This window comes from Streptomyces sp. NPDC001093 (assembly GCF_040298985.1).
Classification (GTDB): Bacteria; Actinomycetota; Actinomycetes; order Streptomycetales; family Streptomycetaceae; genus Streptomyces.
The window spans coordinates 1-18,610 of sequence record NZ_JBEPBF010000027.1 but is presented as its reverse complement, the minus strand read 5'-3'; the positions used below and the strand labels follow the sequence as shown (position 1 = coordinate 18,610).

The following is an 18,610-nucleotide window of genomic DNA, read 5'->3' as shown; positions in this document are numbered from 1 at the left end:
GCAGGACACGACCACGGCCGGAAGTCGCCCCACGGAGAGTCAGGTTAGGCTCACCTCTGTGAGTAGGTGCGCGACCGTCTCCCGGAGCCTCGACGAGCCCGTTTCCGGTACCGCGGCCACGGCGACGACCTGGCTGCTGCTGGAACAGCCCGGCCCGTGGGGCGTCAAGGCGCTCACTTCGAGCCACCTGGACCCCGCCGTCGGGCGGAGCCTGGAGGCGGCCGCCGAGGGAACCGGCGTCCGCGTCGCGCTCATCCGCCGCCCCGGACGCCACGCCGACCCCGGCGGGCCCGCCGTCCGGCAGGTGTACGCCGCGCACACCGTGCCGGGCCGCGTGTGGCTGCACAGCGCCACGACCCGCGATCCGCGTCGCCTGCTCGGCCTCGACTTCGCCGCCCTGGGAACGGGGGATCACCGTTCCTTCGCCGCCGCGCTCGGCGGACAGCCGTACCGGGGCGACCCGCTGGCGTTCGTGTGCACCAACGGCAAACGCGACCGCTGCTGCGCTCTCCTGGGCCGTCCCCTCGCCGCCGAACTGTGCGCCTCGGGGGTGCGCGGAGTCTGGGAGGTCACCCATCTGGGTGGACATCGTTTCTCGCCGACCGTGCTCGTCCTGCCGTACGGCTACGCCTACGGCCGCGCCGAGGCGCACACCATCAAGGAGGCGCTGCACGGCGTGCAGGAGGGGCGCGTGGTGGTCGACGGGTGCCGCGGCTGCTCCGCCTGGGAACGGCCCGGTCAGGCGGCCGAGCTGGCCGTCCGGTCGGTGGCGGGCGAGTACCGGGCGGGGCTGCTGAGCGTCGTGACGACCGACGGTGCGGCCCCGCGCTGGGAGGTCACCGTCGGGCACGCCGACGGCCGCCGCTGGCGGGTGACCGTGGCGCAGGGGGCGTCGCTGCCGCCCCGCCCGGAGAGCTGCGGAGCGACGGTGCTCGGCACGCCGGCCCGGATGGACGTCGTGGCCGTGCGCGAGCTGAGGACGACGGCGCTGGCGAGCTGAGCGACCGCCTTCCCGCAACGACCGCCTCTTTCAAGAACTGGTCAAGAGATCCCCACCACATCCCCTGGGGTGCGTCGGACCACCCCACTACCGTCGTGGGCATGAGCCCCACTCCCCCCGCACGCCGTCTGCGTCTCGGTCTGCCGCGGCGGGTGTTCTCGCAGGTGCTGCTGATGCAGGTGGCGATCGCCGCGGGGGTCGCGGTGCTCGCGACCGGGCTGTTCCTGGCGCCGCTGAGCAGGCAGCTCGACCAGGAGGCGGAGCGCCGCGCGCTGGCCATCGCGCAGACCACCGCCCAGGACCCGCAGATCGCCGAGGGTGTGCTGACCACCCCGCCGACCGTGAACGGTCCGGTGCAGAAGGAGGCCGAGCGGATCCGACGGGCCACGCACGCGGAGTACATCGTGGTGATGGACCGGCGGGGCATGCGCTGGTCGCACACCACCCTCTCGGAGGTCGGCGGGCACGTCTCCACCGACCCCAGGCAGGCCCTGGCCGGTCATGAGGTCATGGAGATCGACAACGGCACCCTGGGCCGCTCCGCGCGCGGCAAGGTGCCGCTGTACGACACGCGCCACCGCATCATCGGGGCGGTCTCGGTCGGTATCGCCTACGACAGCGTGCGGGCGCGGCTGATCAGCGCGATCCCGGGCCTGCTCGCGTACGCCGGAGGCGCTCTCGCGGTGGGCGCGCTGGCCGCCTGGCTGATCTCCCGGCGGGTCCAGCGGCAGACCCGGGACCTGGCCTTCTCCGACATCTCTGCGCTGCTCGCGGAGCGCGAGGCGATGCTGCACGGCATCCGTGAGGGCGTGGTCGCGCTCGACCGCGGCGGTCGTGTCCGCCTCCTCAACGACGAGGCCCGTCGGCTGCTCGGCATCGGCGACGAGGCCGTGGGACAGACCCCGGACGAGGCGCTCGGCACGGGCCGTACGACGGACGTGCTGGCCGGCCGGGTGACCGGCACCGACCTGCTCACCGTGCGCGGCCGGCGCGTGCTGGTCGCCAACCGTATGCCCACCGATGACGGCGGCGCCGTCGCGACCCTGCGCGACCGCACCGAACTGGAGCAGTTGGGGCGCGAACTCGACTCCACGCGCGGGCTGATCGACGCCCTGCGCGCCCAGGACCACGAGCACGCCAACCGGATGCACACCCTGCTCGGGCTGCTGGAGCTGGAGATGTACGACGACGCCGTGGAGTTCGTCGGCGAGGTGGTCGGCGACCACCGGGTCACCGCCGAGCAGGTCACCGAGAAGATCCAGGATCCCCTGCTCGCGGCCCTGCTGGTCGGCAAGGCGACCGTGGCGGCCGAGCGGGGCGTCGCGCTGTGGGTGTCGGAGCACACGCTGCTGCCCGACCGGCTGATCGATCCGCGGGGTCTGGTCACGGTCGTGGGCAACCTGGTGGACAACGCCCTCGACGCGGTGGCCGGCACGCTGCACGCGCGCGTGGAGGTCGAGTTGCGCACCGAGGGCCGTACGGTCGTCCTCGCGGTGCGCGACACGGGCCCCGGTGTCCCGGCCGGCCGACGGGAGCTGATCTTCACCGAGGGCTGGTCCACCAAGACCCCGCCCGCGCACGGCAAACGGGGCATCGGGCTCTCGCTGGTGCGCCGGCTCGCCGAACGCCAGGGCGGCAGCGCGACCGTGGGCGCCGCGGACGGGGGCGGTGCGGAGTTCACCGTGGTCCTGCCGGAGGCGCTGACCGAGCCGGAGCTGGAACCCACGGTGCGCGAGAAGTCCCTCGAGCCCGCTGCCGTCACCGAGGAGGAGACCCGATGATCGAGGTCCTGGTCGTGGACGACGACACCCGGGTCGCCCGGGTCAACGCCGCGTACGTGGCGAAGGTGCCGGGATTCCATGTGGCCGGCGAGGCGCACAGCGCCGCCGAGGCGCTGCGGCAGGTGGAGACGCTGCCGCGGCTGGACCTGGTCCTCATGGACCACCACCTGCCCGACGACACCGGTCTCGCGGTCGTCCGCGAGATGCGCCGGCGCGGCCACCAGGCCGACGTGATCATGGTGACGGCGGCGCGGGACATGACCACCGTCCAGGCCGCGCTGCGGCAGGGCGCGCTGCAGTACCTGGTGAAACCGTTCACCTTCGCCGGTCTGCGCGCCAAGCTGGAGGCGTACGCCCGGCTGCGGCGGACCCTGGACCGCGGCGGCGAGGCCGAACAGGCGGACGTGGACCGCATCTTCGGTGCCCTGTCCGCGCCTTCGGAGCCCGGGCTGCCGAAGGGGCACTCCCCCACGACGGCCGAACTGGTGCGACAGTCGCTGATGAACGCCGAAGGCCCCTTGTCCGCCCAGGAGATCGCCGAGCGGACGGGGGTGAGCCGGCAGACGGCCCAGCGGTATCTGAAGCTCCTGGAGCGCACCGGACGGGCGCGGCTGACCCTCAAGTACGGCGACGCGGGCCGCCCGGAACACCGTTACGTGTGGGCGACCCGCGGCTGAGCGCGCTTCACGCGGCGGTCACTTGACCGCCTCGGCGAACTCGGTCGTGTACGTCCTGCTCAAGTCGACCTTGGCGTTCTTGATCTTCGGGTTGAACGACTTGAGGACCTTCTCGACGGTCTCGGGGCCGCCCTGGGGCATCACGCCGTCGTCGGTGAACATCGGCAGGGTGCTCTTGATGGCCTGCGCGTAGAGCGTCTTGTTGCCCTGGGAGTAGTCGGCGGGCATCTTGGCGGCGATCTCGTCGGCGCTGTGGGCGGACATCCACTTGAGCGTCTTGACGAACGCGTTGACCAACTTCTGGACGGTGTCCTTGTGTCCGTCCACCCAGTCCGTCTGCATGTACAGACTTGACGACGGGTACAGCCCGCCCAGCGCCTTCTGCGAGCCCTCGGGGGTGCGCATGTCGATGAGGACCTTGCCCGCCTTCTTGTCCAGGATCGTCGCGACGGTCGGGTCGGTGGTCATGCCGCCGTCGATCGCCCCCTTCTGGAGGGCCGCGACGAACGTCGGTCCGGCGCCCACCGCGACCGGCGTGAACTCGCTGACGTTCACGCCGTTCTTGACCGCGAGGTACTTGGTGAGGAAGTCGGTGGAGGAACCGAGCCCGGTCACGCCCAGCTTGCGGCCCTTGAAGTCCTTGGGCGAGGTGAGGCTGCCCGCCGCCTTGTCGGAGACCACCTCGACCTCGCCGGGCGCGTGCGAGAACTGCACGACCGACTCCACCGACTTGCCCTTCACCTGCAGGTCGAGGGTGTGGTCGTAGAAGCCGACCGCTCCCTGCACCTGGCCGGAGACGAGCGCGGTCTCGGCCTGGACACCGGCGGGCTCGCTGAGGAGTTGGACATTCAAACCCTCCGCCCGGAAGTAGCCGAGGCGCTGGGTGAGCATCGCGGGCAGGTAGATGACCTTGTCCAGGCCACCGACCATGATCTTGACGCTCTCGCCCTTGCCGCCGCCGTTGCCGGTGTCGGCGGTGGAGCCGGCCGCGTCGTTGGCGCAGGCGGTGAGGGAGGAGAGCGCGAGCAGGCCGGCGGCGGCCAGGGAGGCGTGTCTGGCGGTGTTGCGCATGCGGTTCACGTCCTTGTGAGAGGGCGGTACGGGGAAGGGTGGGGGCTGGTCCGGGAAGGCCCGGAGGTGGGCCGGGGAGAAGCCGGGGGGACCGGTGAGGGGCCGGGGGGACCGGTGAGGGGCCGGGGGGACCGGTGAGGGGCCGGTGGACCGGTGAGGGGCCGGTGGACCGGTGAGGGGCCGGTGGACCGGTGAGGGGCCGGGTCAGCCCTCGGAACCGGCGGGCCTCCAGCGGAAGATGCGGCGCTCGGCGAAGGTCAGCAGCCCCTCGGCGGCGAGGGCGACGACCGCGAGGATGACCATCGCGGCGTAGACACCGGCCGCGTTGAAGGTGTTCTGCGACTGCGAGACGAGCAGGCCGATGCCCTTGGTCGCGCCGATGTACTCGCCGACGATGGCGCCGATGAGAGCGAAGCCGAAGCTGACGTGCAGGCTGGTGAAGATCCAGGAGGTGGCCGACGGGATGACCACCTGGAGCGTGACCCGGCGGTCACTGGCACCCAGGATGCGGGCGTTGGCCACGAGGTTGCGGTCCACCTCACGGGCGCCCTGGAAGGCGTTGAAGAAGACCGGGAAGAAGACCAGTACGACGGCGGAGGCGACCTTCGAGGACGGCCCGAGCCCGAACCAGATCAGGAAGATCGGCGCCAGGACGATCCTGGGGATCGAGTTGAGCACCTTGATGTATGGACCAAGGACCTCGGCGAGCAATCTGATCCGCCCGAGTGCGATACCGAGGAGGACACCGGCGATCACACCGAGGATCCAGCCGAGCAGTGCCTCGTAGAGCGTGTACCAGATCTGTTCGCCGAGGGAGCCCAGCGCGGTCCCGTGCATCACCCAGGTCCGGATCTGGTCCCAGATCTCCGAGGGCATCGAGAAGTTGAACGGATCGATGATCTTCGCCCGGGACAGTCCCTCCCACAGCCCGAGGACGGCCACCAGCAGCACCACGCGTACGGCGATGACGAGGGCCTTGCGGCGGCGGGCGACCTGGGCGCGGGTCTGCGCACGGTCGGGGACTTTGGCGGCGTCGGCCACCGGAGTGCTGAGAACCTCAGGCGACACGGGCGGCACCCCTCTCGCGGGTGATGCGGACCTCTTCGCCGAGGGACTCCCAGATCTCGCGGTAGATCTCGATGAACCGCGGCTCCAGGCGAACCGACTCGACCTTGCGCGGCCGCGCCAGGTCGATCTCGAAGACCTGCTTCACGGTCGCGGGTCCGGCGGTCATCACCACGACCTTGTCGGCGAGCGCGATGGACTCCTCCAGGTCATGGGTGACGAAGACGACGGAGGCGCCCGTGCCCTCCCACAGCTCCAGCAGCTCGTCCGACATCAGCGCCCGGGTCTGCACGTCCAGCGCCGAGAACGGCTCGTCCATCAGCAGGATCTCGGGGTCGTTGACGAACGTGGCGGCGAGGGCGACCCGCTTGCGCTGACCGCCGGAGAGCTGGTGCGGGTAACGGTCCTCGAAGGCGGCGAGGCCGACGCGGGCCAGCCATTCCCGGGCCTTCTCCTTGGCCTCGGTCTTCGGCACGCCCCGGAAGCGGGGGCCGGCCATGACGTTGGACAGGACCGTGCGCCAGGGGAAGGTGGCGTCCTGCTGGAAGACGAAACCGACCTTGTCGCCGACGCCGTCGACCGGCTCGCCGGCCACCAGCACCTCGCCCTCGGTGGGCTCCTCCAGACCGCTGACCAGCGTCAGTGTGGTGGACTTGCCGCAGCCGGTCGGACCCACGACGGCTACGAACTCACCGCGCTGGACAGTGAGATCCAGACCGCGTACGGCCGTGTGCAGTCCCCCGGACGGGGTTCTGAAGGTCTTGCTCGCGCCCCGCAGCTCGATGGCGGGGCTGGTGTCTGCGCTCATGGCCCGGGACGGTAGGTGTGGACCCGGCCACAGCAGGAGACTTGTGAGCACAAGCCGTTCTTCTGCTTGCAAGAGTCTGTTGTGCTCTTTTTGCTCGCGCTACAACTGCGGAGCCGAAACACGGGCTCAACGCTCGTCGGCCTTGAAGGAGAGGCCTGATGATTGACGTCCTGGTCGTGGACGACGACTTCCGCGTCGCTGAGATAAACGCCAAGTACGTGGGAAAGGTTCCCGGCTTCCGGGTGACCGCCCGCGCGCACAGCGCCGCCCAGGCCCTGGCCGCCGTCGAACGCGGCACCATCGACCTGGTCCTGCTCGACCACTATCTGCCGGACCGGACCGGTCTCGATCTCGTGCACCGCATGCGGGAGCAGGGCCACGGCACGGACGTCATCATGATCACCGCGGCCAGCGATGTGACGACCGTGCAGCAGGCGATGCGCCTGGGCGCCCTGCACTACCTGGTCAAACCCTTCACCTTCGCCGCCCTGCGGGCCCGCCTCGACTCCTATGCGGCGCTGCGTCGCACGGTGGACCGGGTCGGCGGCCACGGCCTGACCGGGCAGGAGCAGGTCGACCGGATCTTCGGCGCGCTGCGGACGAATCCCGCACCGTCCGCGCCCGGCCCGCCGAGCGGCCGCTCGGCGCCCACGACCGACCTGATCTGCGGCGTCCTGCACCGCGCCGACCAGCCGCTGTCCGCTCACGAGGTGGCCGCCAGGACCGGCCTGAGCCGCTCCACGGCCCAGCGCTATCTCCGCCATCTGGAACAGGCCGGCCGGCTCCGGCTCTCCCTGAAGTACGGCGACACCGGCCGGCCGGAGCACCGGTACGCCTGGGTGGCGCCGTAGCGAGCCGTGCCCGGCGCCGGTGACCGGCTACACGGCACCGGCGCCGGTCAGCGACCGCACCTCCGTCTCGGCGTACTTGGCCTCGTCCGCGATCTCCGCGGAGGTGATCGTGCCGAGCCAGCCGGCGAGGAAGCCGAGCGGGATGGAGACGATGCCCGGGTTCTGCAGCGGGAAGTACTGGAAGTCGACGTCCGGGAACAGGGAGGTCGGGCTGCCGGACACCACCGGGGAGAGCAGCACCAGCCCGAGCGCCGGGATCAGCCCGCCGTACACGGCCCAGACCGCCCCGCGGGTGGTGAAGCCGCGCCAGAACAGCGAGTACAGCAGCACCGGGAGGTTCGCCGACGCGGCGACGGCGAAGGCGAGGCCGACGAGGAAGGCGACGTTGAGGTCACGGGCCAGCAGACCGAGCGCGATCGCCACGACACCGATGCCGACCGCCGCCCAGCGCGCCACCGCCACCTCGCTGCGTGCCGTGCCGCGCGAGCGCCGCAGCGACGCGTACAGGTCGTGCGCCACCGACGCCGACGAGGCGAGCGTGATGCCGGCGACCACCGCGAGGATGGTGGCGAAGGCGACGGCGGCGACGACCGCGAACAGGACCGTGCCACCGGTGGAGCCCGCGCCGCCGCCCAGGTCGAGGGCGAGCAGCGGCACCGCCGTGTTCCCGGCCGCGTTCGAGCCGCGCACCGCATCCGTCCCCACCATCGCGGCCGCCCCGAAGCCGAGGACGATCGTCATCAGGTAGAAGCCGCCGATCAGTCCGATGGACCACACCGCGGAACGACGGGCGGCCCGCGCGGTGGGCACGGTGTAGAAGCGGGACAGGATGTGCGGCAGTCCCCCCGTGCCCAGCACGAGGGCGAGTCCCAGGCTGATGAAGTCCAGGCGGGCGGTCCAGGTCCCGCCGTACTTCAGGCCCGGCGCCAGGAACGCCCTTCCGTGACCGCTGCGGTCCGCGGCCGTGAGCAGCAGACGGTCGACGTCGCCGTGGAAGCGGAGCAGGACGAGGACGGTCAGCGCGATCGTGCCGCTCAGCAGCAGCACCGCCTTCACGATCTGGATCCAGGTGGTGGCCCGCATCCCTCCCAACGACACATAGATCACCATGAGCGCGCCGACCCCGATGACCGCCCAGGCCTGCGCGGGCCCGCTCGTCCGCCCCAGCAGCAGCGCCACCAGACTGCCCGCGCCGACCATTTGCGCCACCAGATACAGAACGGACACCGTGACCGAGGAAGTTCCCGCCGCGATCCGCACCGGCCGCTCGCTCATCCGCGCGGCCACCACATCGGCCAGGGTGAACCGCCCGCAGTTGCGGACCAGTTCGGCCACCAGGAACAGCACGACCAGCCAGGCCACCAGGAAGCCGACGACGTACAGCATCCCGTCGTACCCGTACAGCGCGATGAGCCCGGTGACCCCCAGGAAGGAGGCGGCCGACATGTAGTCACCCGCAATGGCAAAACCATTCTCCATCGGAGAGAAGAGCCGCCCTCCGGCGTAGAACTCCTCCGCCGAACCATGCCGGCGACGGCTCACCCACGTCGTGATCCCGAGGGTGAGGGCCACGAAACCGCTGAACATCAGCAGCGCCAGCGTCTGATGCTCACCGGTCATGAGGCATCTCCCCGCACTTCGCGGGCCAGTTCCTGGGTGTCCCAGCGCAACTCCAGCGCCGCCCGGTCCCGGCGCAGCCGAGCGTGCCGGGCATAGGCCCAGGTCAGCAGGAACGTGGTGAGGAACTGTCCCAGCCCGGCCAGCATGGCCACGTTCACCGCGCCCGCCACGGGCCGGGCCATGAGCCCCGGCGCGGCCGTGGCCGTGACCACATAGCCCACGTACCAGGCGAGGAAGGCGGCGACCCCCGGCACGACGAACCTCCGGTACCTGGTGCGCACCTCCTGGAAGGCCGCGCTGCGTTGCACCTCGACGTACACATCGCGGGCGCGAACCGCCGCTGCGCTCAGCTCCCCTCGAGCAGGTGGCACCACCGGCGTCGGCGCACCGGTGCCGTCCAGCTCGCCCCAGCCGTAGGCCAGTGCGTCGTACCAAGGGTCTTCGTACGTCGCGTCGCGGGAGGGCGCGCCGTGGTCTTGCTGGTTCTCGGGCGAACTCTCGGGACCGTCCCCGGCTCCACGGGCACGACCGTTGCTTGACTGCATGCCCAAGGATGGACAGAACGGGAAGATCCCTGACTCTTCTTCCTCCGGCTCTTCACCCCATCAGGTGACTCACTGGGTGGGCGGCCGCACCAGCCCCTTGCTGTAGGCGTACCGCACCGCCTGCGCCCGGTCCTTGAGGCCCGTCTTGGAGAAGAGGTTGTTGATGTGTGTCTTCACGGTCGCGGTCGACACATGCAGCTTGCGGGCGATCTCCTGATTGCTGAGCCCTTCGGCGATCAGCAGCAGCACCTCGGTCTCCCGAGCGGTCAGTCCGTCGGGCGGCGCCTCGACGGTCGCCGGCGGGCTGTGCTCGGGCTGCGACAGCCGTTCCAGCAACCGGCGTTGGACACTCGGCGACAGACCAGCATCTCCCGACAGCACGCTCTCCACGGCACGCACGATCTCGTCACCGCCCGCGTCCTTGGTCAGATAACCCCGGGCGCCGGCACGCAGCGCGGGAAACAGCGATTCGTCGTCCGCGTACGTGGTGAGCACCACGACCTGGGTCCCCGGGTACTGCGCCCGGATCCGCCGGGTGGCCTCCACACCGTCGCAGCGGGGCATCCTGAGATCCATCAGGACGACATCGGGGGCCAGTTCCCCGACCAGCCGCACCGCTTCCTCGCCGTCTCCCGCGGCACCCACGACCTCCACACCGGGCAGCAGTCCGAGCAGCATCACGATGCCCTCCCGGACCACGGTCTGGTCGTCGGCGACCACCACCCGTGCGGGCTTCTTCTCCCCCTCCGTCTCCGTCATACAGGCACCTTCAGCGTCACCACGAACCCCTCCTCGTCCGGCCGCGCGTCCAGTGAGCCGCCGAGCAGTTCGGCCCGCTCGCGCATCCCCAGCAGACCGTACCCACCTCCGGACCTGGTGAGCTCGCCCGGCCGCCCGCCCGAGTCCCGTACATCCAGCGTCACTTCGTGCTCGCTGTAGTCGAGTCGCAGATGCACCTTGGCACCCTGTGCGTGCTTGCGGACGTTCGTCAGCGCCTCCTGGGCGACCCTGCGCACGGTCTGGGAGGCCTCGGCCGGCAGGGGTCTGCGCTCACCCGTCACGGTGACCTCGGCGCCGTCGGCCCCGCTGACGAGTTCGCTCAGGAAGTCCTCCAGCGGTGTCAGATCGCCCCGCAGCGCGGACAGGGCCTGCCGGGTCTCGGCGAGTCCGTCCCGGGCCATGCCCCGGGCGGCCACCACCCGCTCCAGGATGCGTTCACGGTCCGCGCCGTTCTCGATCAGCAGCCGGGCCGCCTCCAGATGCACCAGCTGCGCCGAGAGGCTGTGGGCCAGCACGTCGTGGATCTCCCGCGCGATGCGGGCTCGCTCGGCCAGCGCAGCGGACTCCGCCTCGGCCGCCCGGGCGGCACGCTCCTGTGCGAGCAGTTGCTGCGCGTGGCCGCGGGCCTCGGCGTCCAGCCGCAGGACATATCCGGCGAGAGCCATGCCCGCGACCGAGGCAGCCGTGGTCAGCCAGACGTCGTTGTTGAATGCGGCGTATGCGGCCAGGCCCACCGAGGTCACCGGAGCGGCTGCAGCGAGCGGCAGCCGCTCGAGGGCGCCGATCCCACAACCGCACCAGATCACGAGGGCCGGGCCTCTGAACCCCGTGGCCTCAGCCATGACCGCGATGCCCATGATCGCGCACATCAGCACCAGGGAGGGCACCAGCCGGTGCTGGTAGGTGGTCCTGAAGAAGGCCCAGGCGAGGAGAGCGGTGGCGAGGACCCCGGCCATCGCGGCGAGTCCGCCCCAGGTGCCGACGTGCCTCTGGTTGTACGCGCCCCACAGGAGCATGCCGATCACCAGGATCCTGACAGGCCAGGCGATCAAGCGCCGAGAACGGGAGGTTCCCTGGCGGCCGAGCGCCTCCCGCGACGGCCAGCGTGTCCAGGCGTTCTCCTTCACGCGCGTTCCCTCCTGACCGATCGCATGCCGTCACCGTACGCCGGAGCGGGACGGTTCGCGGTGCCGAGGGACTGCGCCCGCCAGACCAGGATCCCGCCGCGGACCAGCAGGGTGGCGGCGAGAGCGCACATCAGGGCGGAGCTGTCCTGGCGCAGGCCGAGTGCGGCGCCGACGGCGTAGATACCGATGCGGAGGGTTACGCCCACGATCCATACCGCAACACTCGCCTTGGTGCTCTTGGTCCACACGACGCCGTCCGGTTCCGTCCAGATGCGGGTCGTCCAGGCCCAGCCGGCGCCGGTGGCCAGACCGATGAGCAGCTCCACCGCGAGCAGCACGCCGGATTCGGCACGGTGGTGGGCGTCGAGGATGCCGGGCTCGCGCAGCGCGACGACGGCGAGGACCACGGGGATCAGCCACCAGCGCCGGTCGGTGTTGATCGCGCGGGCGCGGAACTGCCGCGCGATCACTATGGCGGCGACGGCCACGATCACCAGCGCGTTGACGAGCCCGGACATCAAAGCCTCCGTGAGCGAGAACGTGGTGCCGGGAGCGGGTGCTGCCGACACCTACGAAGCTACGGAAAAGCGCAGGTCGGGAGATCGGAGCCGGGGTGGATCAAGGGTGGAAACCCGGAGCGGCTCGTCTCCACCCACGGGTGTAGATCCGGCGGGTGTGCCTACCGGTCCGAGGTGGAGGCGGAGGTCGGTCGGGGCAGATCTCCGGCAACCGTCCGCGAGCGCGGCGGCCGCTGGGCGGCCGTGCCTCGCCGGCCGACAGTGCCGGTGACGGGGTGTGCACGTCCCCCGGCACCACCACCGATGTCCGGTACCCGCTCGAAGCGCGGGGACCGCCGGCTGCTCACAACGGCAGGCCCGGAAATTGGGGGAGGCTGACGGCAGCGCCCACGAACACCCGCGATCCCCGACCCCGCCCGCGCCGGACCGAGCCTCGTCCGGCCGGGGCAGGATCAACCCACGCGCGGCCGGGAAGCGTCGGCAGGAAGACGACGTCGCCGGACCGCGCGGCGTCCGGGGCAGTGTGCTCGTCGAGGAGAAGGCCTACCAGGGGCGTCGGCGGCAGGACGGAATTCCGTCGGGCCGCGTGGGAAAGGCCGTGGGGCGGTGTCGGCAGAGGGGGCGGCCCCGACATCGTCGGCGTCGCAGCCGAAGACGTACTCCTCGCAGACGAAGACGCGGTCTGCCGTGTCGAGGCCACGACCCACCGGCCGCCCGGCCCGAGCGGCGCAGGAAGACCGCTCGACGACCGGCGCAAGCCCCTCCAGCCGACCACCGAAGAGCGCCCGGCGAACCGAGAAGGACCATCCCGCCCGCGGAGGCGGACCACCGTCCCCCTCCGCCGGCCACCAATCCCCCTCGACGTCCCCGGCCGACCAGGTCAGCCCATCACGAGCAAACCCCGTCGGCCGAAGCCCGGCGCAGCGGCTACGCGTCGATGCGCGACCGGTCCAGCGTCGCCGCCGAACTGGAGATGAACTCCTTGCGCGGGGCCACGTCGTTGCCCATCAGCAGGTCGAAGACCTGCTCGGCGGCCTCCAGGTCGGACAGGTTGATCCTGCGCAGCGTGCGGTGACGGGGGTCCATCGTGGTCTCGGCCAGCTGGTCGGCGTCCATCTCGCCCAGACCCTTGTAGCGCTGGATGCTCTCCTTGTACCGGATGCCCTTGCTCTGGAACTCCATGAGCTTGTCGCGCAGCTCGCGGTCGGAGTACGTGTACACGTACTTGTCCTGGCCCTTCTTCGGCTGGACGACCTCGATGCGGTGCAGCGGCGGCACCGCGGCGAAGACCCGGCCCGCCTCGACCATCGGCCGCATGTAGCGCTGGAACAGCGTGAGCAGCAGGCAGCGGATGTGGGAGCCGTCCACATCGGCGTCGGTCATCATGATGATCTTGCCGTAGCGGGCCTGGTCGATGTCGAAGGTGCGGCCCGAGCCGGCTCCTATGACCTGGATGATCGCGCCGCACTCGGCGTTCTTGAGCATGTCGGTCACCGACGAGCGCTGCACGTTGAGGATCTTGCCGCGGATCGGCAGCAGGGCCTGGAACTCGGAGTTCCGCGCCAGCTTGGCCGTACCGAGCGCGGAGTCACCCTCGACGATGAACAGTTCGCTGCGGTCGACGTCGTCGCTGCGGCAGTCGGCGAGCTTCGCCGGCAGGGACGAGGACTCCAGGGCGGTCTTCCGGCGCTGGGCGTCCTTGTGCTGGCGGGCCGCGACGCGGGTACGGGCGGCGGCCACCACCTTCTCCATGACGACGCGGGCCTGCGCGGCGGCGTCCCGCTTCGTGCTGGTCAGGAACGCCTTCAGCTCCTTGGCGACCACGTTGTTCACGATGCGCCGGGCCGCCGAGGTGCCCAGGACCTCCTTGGTCTGACCCTCGAACTGCGGCTCTGCCAGGCGCACGGTCACGACGGCGGTCAGGCCCTCGAGGGCGTCGTCCTTGACGATGTTGTCCTCGGCCACCCGCAGCAGCTTCTTGGCGCGCAGTACATCGTTGAACACCCCGGTCACGGCCTGTTCGAAGCCCGAGACATGGGTGCCGCCCTTGGGGGTGGCGATGATGTTGACGAAGGACCGGACGGTCGTGTCGTAGCCCGTACCCCAGCGCAGCGCGATGTCCACGCCCAGTTCACGGGTGACCTCGGTGGGGGTCATCTGGCCGTGCTCGTCCAGGACGGGCACGGTCTCCTTGAAGGTGCCCCTGCCCGAGAAGCGGAGGACGTCGCAGACCGGCTTGTCACCCGCCAGGTACTCGCAGAACTCGCTGATGCCGCCGTCGAAGCGGAAGGACTCCTCGCCCTTGCTGCCCCCCTCACCCAGACCGAACTCGTCACGGACGACGATCGTCAGGCCCGGCACCAGGAAGGCGGTCTGCCGGGCGCGCTGGTGGAGGTTCTCCAGGGAGAGCTTGGCGTCCTTGAGGAAGATCTGGCGGTCGGCCCAGTAGCGCACGCGCGTGCCGGTGCGGGTCCTGGGGATCTTCTTGGTCTTCCGCAGGCCGCTCTTGGCCTCGAACTTCGCCTCGGCGCCGTCGGCCGCGAAGGCACCCGGCACGCCGCGCCGGAAGCTGATGGCGTGCGTGTGGCCGCCGCGGTCCACCTCGACGTCGAGACGGGCGGAGAGGGCGTTGACCACGGAGGCGCCGACGCCGTGCAGACCGCCGGAGGCGGCGTACGAGCCGCCGCCGAACTTGCCGCCCGCGTGGAGCTTGGTCATGACGACCTCGACGCCGGACAGGCCGGTCCTGGGCTCCACGTCCACGGGGATGCCACGGCCGTTGTCGCGCACCTCCACGGAGCCGTCGTCGTGGAGGATCACCTCGATGCGGTCACAGACGCCCGCGAGGGCCTCGTCGACGGAGTTGTCGATGATCTCCCACAGGCAGTGCATCAGGCCGCGGCTGTCGGTCGAGCCGATGTACATGCCTGGGCGCTTGCGCACGGCCTCGAGGCCCTCGAGGACGAGCAGGTGCCGCGCGGTGTAGTTGGAACCGTCCCGGTCTGCTCCTGCCAGCAGCGCTGTGGACGGCACGGACGTATCGGCGGTCACGCGGTTCGCTCCTCGCTGAATTTCAGTTGACCCCCTACTGGGTAAGGGGACGGCTTCGGTCGCCGCTCAGAGGGTACCGAGGCCTGGTAGAGCCGGTGTAACGCCACCCTCGTCGGGAACTCAGACTAGTCCAGGATCGCATGCATGTTCGATCCCTCGATGGAGTGAAGTACATATCACGTTCCATTGGAGGCATGAACCATTTAGGCTCCGGGCACGTCCTCATGAACAACAGGCAACCCGGCCTGGAGGACCGAGATACAACACCGCGCGAAACCGTAAGCACCACAAGAGACGCACTACGGCACATTCGCCGCCAACCGGCAGCAGACAGCCGCCCCGGAAGATTCTTTCGAGGAAAAGCCACGAGCGGGAACGTTTTCGGGCTGGTTGGATGTTGACCCTGGTACGACAGCTCGTCGAGCTAGAGAAGAGGCGACGTGACTACTGTTCTGACCCCCGCGAGCCCGTTGACGGCCGCCGATCGCTGCGACCGCTGCGGCGCCCAGGCATACCTGCGCGTCGTCCTGCTCAGCGGCGGAGAACTGCTCTTCTGCGCCCACCACGGTCGCAAGTTCGAGCCGGAACTCAAGAAGATCGCCGCTGAGATACAGGACGAGACGGAGCGGCTGACGTCCGTTCCGAACACCGCTTCCGAAGAAGAGCGCTGAATCTCGCACACACGACGAGCCAGCCCCGGTACAGGCCGGTGAACGGGCGGCCGCTCCTCTGCAGGAGTGGCCGCCCGTGCTCATGTCCCGTGCCGGCGCTTCAGGAGGGCCCGTGGATCCCCTCCCGGCCGCCTGAGGCCCCTTCCAGGGTCCTCACGACCTCGGAGACGCGTGTGTACACGCCGGGGCTTCCACGCCTGCCGCAGCCGCTCCCCCATGACACGAGCCCGATCAGCCGTCCTCCCGCCACCAGCGGGCCGCCGCTGTCTCCCTGACAGGCGTCCGGCCCGCCGGCAGCCTCTCCGGCGCAGAGCATGCTGCCGGCCCGGTAGGTACCGTCCGGACCGCTCGGATAGGAGCGGGCGCAGAGGTCGTCGGGCAGCACGCGCACGTGTGCGGCGTACAGCCTGTGCGCATAGGCGCCCTTACCGGTCGTGTCCCCCCACCCGGAGACCAGGGCCTGCGTTCCCGCCTTGTAGGCCGGATCGCCCGCGCCCGCCATGCCGATGACCGCGCTCTGCGGCAGCGGCTTGGCCAGGGTGAGTACGGCGAAGTCGCCGGCGTTGGTCGCACTGTCGTACCCGGGATTGATCCGGGCGTCGCGTACGGCGATCTCCTGGCCCTCATCCGACAGCAGATCGGTGCGCCCCGCGATGACCCGGAAGTCGGGCACGCGGTTCGGGGGCGCCCCGAGGACGTCCTCGCTCAGGCAGTGGGCCGCGGTGAGCACCGCCGTCGGTGCGATCGCGACGCCGCCGCAGAACTGGCCCGCCCGCGTACCTCCGAACCGGTCACGGCTGGACAGCGCGACCGTCCACGGGGCCTGGGAGACGTCTATCGGAAAGCCTCCGACCACTACGCTGTCGGCGACCACCGGAGCCGCGTTCACCAGCGGTATGGCGGTCATGGCGGCGGCCAGGGCCAGCGGCCCGACCAGTGCCCGCCCTAGGGAACGGCGCATGCAGACTCCTCACTCTCGGTGTTACCGGAAAACCCAGAGTGATCCAATGCGCCGTGGCGCGCAGCACGAAGGCCCGGCTCCCGCGAGGGGGGCCGGGCCTTCGCCGCCGTACGACCGCGACCTAGTCGAGGTAGTCGCGCAGCACCTGGGAACGCGACGGGTGGCGCAGCTTCGACATGGTCTTGGACTCGATCTGGCGGATGCGCTCACGCGTCACGCCGTACACCTTGCCGATCTCGTCGAGGGTCTTCGGCTGACCGTCGGTGAGACCGAACCGCATGGAGACGACGCCGGCCTCGCGCTCGGACAGGGTGTCCAGAACGGAGTGCAGCTGCTCCTGCAGGAGCGTGAAGCTGACGGCGTCGGCGGGGACGACGGCCTCGGAGTCCTCGATGAGGTCACCGAACTCGCTGTCGCCGTCCTCACCCAGCGGGGTGTGCAGGGAGATGGGCTCGCGGCCGTACTTCTGGACCTCGATGACCTTCTCCGGGGTCATGTCGAGCTCCTTCGCCAGCTCCTCCGGAGTGGGCTCGCGGCCCAGGTCCTGGAGCATCTGGCGCTGCACGCGCGCGAGCTTGTTGATGACCTCGACCATGTGCACCGGGATACGGATGGTGCGGGCCTGGTCGGCCATGGCGCGGGTGATGGCCTGACGGATCCACCAGGTGGCGTAGGTGGAGAACTTGTAGCCCTTGGTGTAGTCGAACTTCTCGACCGCGCGGATCAGACCGAGGTTGCCCTCCTGGATGAGGTCCAGGAAGAGCATGCCGCGGCCGGTGTAGCGCTTGGCCAGGGAGACCACCAGACGGAGGTTGGCCTCCAGGAGGTGGTTCTTGGCGCGGCGGCCGTCCTCGGCGATGATCTCCAGCTCGCGCTTGAGCTTCGGCGCCAGCTTGTCGGCGTTGGCCAGCTTGTCCTCGGCGAACAGACCCGCCTCGATGCGCTTGGCCAGTTCGACCTCCTGCTCGGCGTTGAGCAGGGGGACCTTGCCGATCTGCTTCAGGTAGTCCTTGACCGGGTCGGCGGTGGCGCCGGCCGCGGCGACCTGCTGCGCGGGCGCGTCGTCCTCGTCCTCGTCCGACAGGACGAAGCCCGCGCTCTCGGCGCCTTCCGGCTCGTCGGCGACCTTGGTGTCCTCGAGAACCTCGTCCTCGAGAAGCTCGACGTCGTCCTTCTTGGCCGTGGTCTTCTTGGCCGCCGTCTTCTTGGCGACGGTCTTCTTGGCGGTCGCCTTCTTGGCGGTCGTCTTCTTGGCCGCGGCCTTCTTGGCGGATTCGGCTTCCTCGGCGGAATCGGCTGCGGCCGGAGCGACGGGCGCCGCGGGGGCGGCCGTGGCGGTGGCCTTCCTCGTCGTCGTCACCGTCTTCGCTGCGACCGTCTTGGTGGCGGTGCGCTTCGCGGGGCTCTTCGCTGCGACGCTCTTGCGGGTGCGCTTGGGCTCTGCGGCACTGACCATCAGCGTCACACCCTCTTCCTCAAGAATCTGGTTGAGGCTGCGCAGTACGTTCTTCCACTGAGTGGCCGGAATCTGGTCAGCTTCGAAGGCCCGACGCACATCGTCGCCGGCGATCTGCCCCTCAGCCTTTCCCCGCTCAATGAGCGCCATGACAGAGACGGACTCGGCGATCTCCGGCGGGAGCGTACGGGATGTGCTGGCCGACACGAACAACCTCTCGGAACGTTGGAAAACGGCTTCCGGCACCGTCCACTTCGGACAGGAGCCGACCACCGGCCTGGGGATGGGCCGACGGCGCGGGCGGGGGCCGGGAAGGTGCACAGCGCCTGTGATGGCGTCCGTATTCCCTCCGCGGCTGTCACCTCTTAGGTCATCGCGCTGTTCCCACGAGTGTTACGCCCAATCTGCGTGGCCCGAGTCACACCCCGTAAGCAGCCAAAAGCGGTCAGACATGGGCAGAGGAGATCACCGTTGTCGCCCTGCCCGGTCGCGCGCATGACCCCGGCTGCCCGTCGCGCCGCTGGACCCCGCCAGCACCGGAGTCGCCGGCGAAGGCGGGAATGGCGACATCCATCCCTGGCGTTACTGGGTGGCGGGCGACCCTACGGTGAGCCCCTATCGGGCACAT

General features: G+C 70.2%; 16 protein-coding genes and 1 pseudogene. 6 read left to right on the top strand and 11 right to left on the bottom strand.

The annotated features are described in order from the left end of the window. The first annotated feature begins 58 nt into the window (after positions 1-58). From ABT288_RS16240 to ABT288_RS16230, 3 genes are all read left to right on the top strand, one after another. The gene (locus ABT288_RS16240) at positions 59-1,000 is read left to right on the top strand and encodes a ferredoxin family protein (RefSeq protein WP_351607553.1); all 942 of its coding nucleotides are present in this window, start codon (positions 59-61) and stop codon (positions 998-1,000) included. Between the two features lie 101 nt (positions 1,001-1,101). Continuing rightward, on the top strand, positions 1,102-2,781 hold the full coding sequence (locus tag ABT288_RS16235) for an ATP-binding protein (RefSeq protein WP_351607550.1): 1,680 nt from the start codon (positions 1,102-1,104) through the stop codon (positions 2,779-2,781). Then, on the top strand, positions 2,778-3,458 hold the full coding sequence (locus ABT288_RS16230) for a response regulator (protein ID WP_351607547.1): 681 nt from the start codon (positions 2,778-2,780) through the stop codon (positions 3,456-3,458). Before ABT288_RS16235 ends, ABT288_RS16230 begins: the two co-directional genes overlap by 4 nt. An 18-nt stretch (positions 3,459-3,476) precedes the next feature. Here ABT288_RS16230 and ABT288_RS16225 read toward each other — a convergent pair whose 3' ends face one another. The 3 genes from ABT288_RS16225 to ABT288_RS16215 form a co-directional block, all read right to left on the bottom strand. After that, positions 3,477-4,529: an ABC transporter substrate-binding protein gene (locus tag ABT288_RS16225; RefSeq protein WP_351607544.1), complete on the bottom strand. Its 1,053-nt coding sequence runs from the start codon at positions 4,527-4,529 to the stop codon at positions 3,477-3,479. 204 nt (positions 4,530-4,733) lie between these two features. Continuing rightward, entirely contained in the window at positions 4,734-5,597 is an 864-nt protein-coding gene (locus ABT288_RS16220; RefSeq protein WP_351607542.1) for an ABC transporter permease, read from the bottom strand. Next, positions 5,587-6,402: an ABC transporter ATP-binding protein gene (locus ABT288_RS16215; RefSeq protein ID WP_351607540.1), complete on the bottom strand. Its 816-nt coding sequence runs from the start codon at positions 6,400-6,402 to the stop codon at positions 5,587-5,589. Before ABT288_RS16215 ends, ABT288_RS16220 begins: the two co-directional genes overlap by 11 nt. A gap of 158 nt (positions 6,403-6,560) precedes the next feature. On the opposite strand from ABT288_RS16215, the gene ABT288_RS16210 reads away from it, so the two are divergent. Further along, positions 6,561-7,253 (top strand): response regulator, encoded by a 693-nt coding sequence (locus ABT288_RS16210; RefSeq protein WP_351607538.1) that lies wholly within the window; start codon positions 6,561-6,563, stop codon positions 7,251-7,253. A gap of 27 nt (positions 7,254-7,280) precedes the next feature. Here ABT288_RS16210 and ABT288_RS16205 read toward each other — a convergent pair whose 3' ends face one another. The 6 genes from ABT288_RS16205 to ABT288_RS16180 form a co-directional block, all read right to left on the bottom strand. Further along, positions 7,281-8,873: a monocarboxylic acid transporter gene (locus ABT288_RS16205; protein WP_351607535.1), complete on the bottom strand. Its 1,593-nt coding sequence runs from the start codon at positions 8,871-8,873 to the stop codon at positions 7,281-7,283. Then, a complete protein-coding gene (locus tag ABT288_RS16200) occupies positions 8,870-9,418 on the bottom strand; it encodes a DUF485 domain-containing protein (RefSeq protein WP_351607532.1) in 549 nt (182 codons plus the stop codon). The genes ABT288_RS16205 and ABT288_RS16200 overlap by 4 nt, the downstream gene beginning before the upstream one ends. 69 nt (positions 9,419-9,487) lie before the next feature. Then, positions 9,488-10,177: a response regulator transcription factor gene (locus tag ABT288_RS16195; protein ID WP_351607530.1), complete on the bottom strand. Its 690-nt coding sequence runs from the start codon at positions 10,175-10,177 to the stop codon at positions 9,488-9,490. Beyond that, positions 10,174-11,325 (bottom strand): sensor histidine kinase, encoded by a 1,152-nt coding sequence (locus ABT288_RS16190; protein WP_351607527.1) that lies wholly within the window; start codon positions 11,323-11,325, stop codon positions 10,174-10,176. The genes ABT288_RS16195 and ABT288_RS16190 overlap by 4 nt, the downstream gene beginning before the upstream one ends. Further along, a complete protein-coding gene (locus ABT288_RS16185; protein WP_351607524.1) occupies positions 11,322-11,843 on the bottom strand; it encodes a DUF1453 domain-containing protein in 522 nt (173 codons plus the stop codon). The genes ABT288_RS16190 and ABT288_RS16185 overlap by 4 nt, the downstream gene beginning before the upstream one ends. Positions 11,844-12,770: 927 nt before the next feature. Continuing rightward, positions 12,771-14,894: a DNA gyrase/topoisomerase IV subunit B gene (locus ABT288_RS16180; protein WP_351607521.1), complete on the bottom strand. Its 2,124-nt coding sequence runs from the start codon at positions 14,892-14,894 to the stop codon at positions 12,771-12,773. A 440-nt stretch (positions 14,895-15,334) separates the two neighbouring features. On the opposite strand from ABT288_RS16180, the gene ABT288_RS16175 reads away from it, so the two are divergent. After that, entirely contained in the window at positions 15,335-15,565 is a 231-nt protein-coding gene (locus ABT288_RS16175; protein ID WP_030735014.1) for a DUF7455 domain-containing protein, read from the top strand. Between the two features lie 100 nt (positions 15,566-15,665). Here ABT288_RS16175 and ABT288_RS16170 read toward each other — a convergent pair whose 3' ends face one another. Both ABT288_RS16170 and ABT288_RS16165 read right to left on the bottom strand, forming a co-directional pair. After that, positions 15,666-16,526, bottom strand: coding sequence for a serine protease (locus ABT288_RS16170; protein ID WP_351607518.1), 861 nt, complete (start codon positions 16,524-16,526; stop codon positions 15,666-15,668). Between the two features lie 121 nt (positions 16,527-16,647). Continuing rightward, positions 16,648-18,189: an RNA polymerase sigma factor gene (locus tag ABT288_RS16165; RefSeq protein ID WP_351607515.1), complete on the bottom strand. Its 1,542-nt coding sequence runs from the start codon at positions 18,187-18,189 to the stop codon at positions 16,648-16,650. A gap of 328 nt (positions 18,190-18,517) precedes the next feature. On the opposite strand from ABT288_RS16165, the pseudogene ABT288_RS16160 reads away from it, so the two are divergent. Further along, a pseudogene (locus ABT288_RS16160) lies at positions 18,518-18,610 on the top strand (DNA-3-methyladenine glycosylase); the annotation flags it as partial.

Excerpts from the sequence above, each read along its gene's own strand:
- ABT288_RS16205 (WP_351607535.1), bottom strand. The coding sequence starts at position 8,873 with ATGACCGGTGAGCATCAGACGCTGGCGCTGCTGATGTTCAGCGGTTTC.
- ABT288_RS16225 (WP_351607544.1), bottom strand. The coding sequence starts at position 4,529 with ATGCGCAACACCGCCAGACACGCCTCCCTGGCCGCCGCCGGCCTGCTC.
- ABT288_RS16195 (WP_351607530.1), bottom strand. The coding sequence starts at position 10,177 with ATGACGGAGACGGAGGGGGAGAAGAAGCCCGCACGGGTGGTGGTCGCC.
- ABT288_RS16210 (WP_351607538.1), top strand. The coding sequence starts at position 6,561 with ATGATTGACGTCCTGGTCGTGGACGACGACTTCCGCGTCGCTGAGATA.
- ABT288_RS16170 (WP_351607518.1), bottom strand. The coding sequence starts at position 16,526 with ATGCGCCGTTCCCTAGGGCGGGCACTGGTCGGGCCGCTGGCCCTGGCC.
- ABT288_RS16185 (WP_351607524.1), bottom strand. The coding sequence starts at position 11,843 with ATGTCCGGGCTCGTCAACGCGCTGGTGATCGTGGCCGTCGCCGCCATA.
- ABT288_RS16200 (WP_351607532.1), bottom strand. The coding sequence starts at position 9,418 with ATGCAGTCAAGCAACGGTCGTGCCCGTGGAGCCGGGGACGGTCCCGAG.
- ABT288_RS16230 (WP_351607547.1), top strand. The coding sequence starts at position 2,778 with ATGATCGAGGTCCTGGTCGTGGACGACGACACCCGGGTCGCCCGGGTC.
- ABT288_RS16235 (WP_351607550.1), top strand. The coding sequence starts at position 1,102 with ATGAGCCCCACTCCCCCCGCACGCCGTCTGCGTCTCGGTCTGCCGCGG.
- ABT288_RS16215 (WP_351607540.1), bottom strand. The coding sequence starts at position 6,402 with ATGAGCGCAGACACCAGCCCCGCCATCGAGCTGCGGGGCGCGAGCAAG.